This window comes from Mesorhizobium neociceri (genome assembly GCF_013520985.1).
Classification (GTDB): Bacteria; Pseudomonadota; Alphaproteobacteria; order Rhizobiales; family Rhizobiaceae; genus Mesorhizobium; species Mesorhizobium neociceri.
Genome location: NZ_JACDTY010000054.1, coordinates 1 through 1152 on the forward strand (window position 1 = coordinate 1; position 1152 = coordinate 1152).

The 1152-nt window shown below is 61.3% G+C and carries 1 protein-coding gene; it reads right to left on the reverse strand.

The genetic code is table 11. The annotated features are described in order from the left end of the window. The gene (locus H0241_RS35265; RefSeq protein WP_181062291.1) at window positions 1-1080 is read right to left on the reverse strand and encodes an IS630 family transposase; all 1080 of its coding nucleotides are present in this window, start codon (window positions 1078-1080) and stop codon (window positions 1-3) included. Between the last annotated feature and the right edge of the window lie 72 nt (window positions 1081-1152).

Sequence of the window (1152 nt, forward strand, 5' to 3'; positions counted from 1 at the left end):
CTAGTGGATGGATTCTAACACTTGGTGCCCGCGTTTGACGGCTGCGATGATTTTGTCGGGGTCGGCGGTCCAGGAGAAGGGTTTGGGTTGCTGGTTGTGCTCTTGGAGGAAGCGATTGATTGCCGCCTGGAGGTCTACGACGGAGTGGAAAACGCCTCGTTTGAGGCGGCGCTTCGACAGTTTTGCGAAGAAGCCCTCGACGGCGTTGAGCCACGAGCATGATGTCGGTGTGAAGTGGAAGGTGAAGCGCTGATGGCGGCCGAGCCAGGCACGCACCTTGGGGTGCTTGTGAGCGGCGTAGTTGTCGAGGACGACGTGGACGGCCTTGCCGGTCGGCACCTCGGCGTCGATGGCGTTGAGAAAGCGGATGAATTCCTGATGCCGATGCCGCTGCATGTTCTTGCCGATAACGGTGCCGTCGAGCACGTTGAGAGCCGCAAACAGTGTGGTCGTGCCATTGCGCTTGTAGTCGTGGGTCATGGTGCCGAGCCTACCCTTCTTCATGGGCAGGCCAGGTTGGGTACGATCGAGCGCCTGGATCTGGCTCTTCTCGTCGACCGACAGCACGATGGCGTGAGCAGGCGGATCAACATAGAGGCCGACGACGTCGCGCAGTTTGTCGACGAACTGCGGATCGTTGGAGAGCTTGAACTGGCGCCATCGGTTGGGCTGCAGCCCGTGCGCCTTCCAGATGCGACGCACCGCACTCGGGCTGATGCTGGCCGCGGCTGCCATCATGTCGGCGGTCCAGTGCGTCGTCTCGCCAGGCGGGTCCTGCAATGTCAGCGCCACCACACCCACGGCCACTTCAGGCCCGAGAGGCGGAATGCGCGAGGGCCGCGTCTTGTCGCGCAACAGTCCTTCGAAGCCTTCCGTGGCGAAGCGCTCCTGCCAGCGCCATACGCAGGTCTTGGATTTGCCAGTTTGCCGCATGATCTCGACGGTGCCCACACCGTCGCCGCTAAACAGAATGATCTCGGCGCGCCAAACATGCTTCTGCGGCGCATTGCGATCCCTGATCAGCGCGCTCAGGCGTTGGCGATCAATCGGCGAAACGGTGAGGAATATTCCTGTGCGCATGCGCCAAACTCGCATGCGCACTCGCGAAAGGGAATCCCAAGCCGGACTCTTATGTTAAACGGAAACCACTAG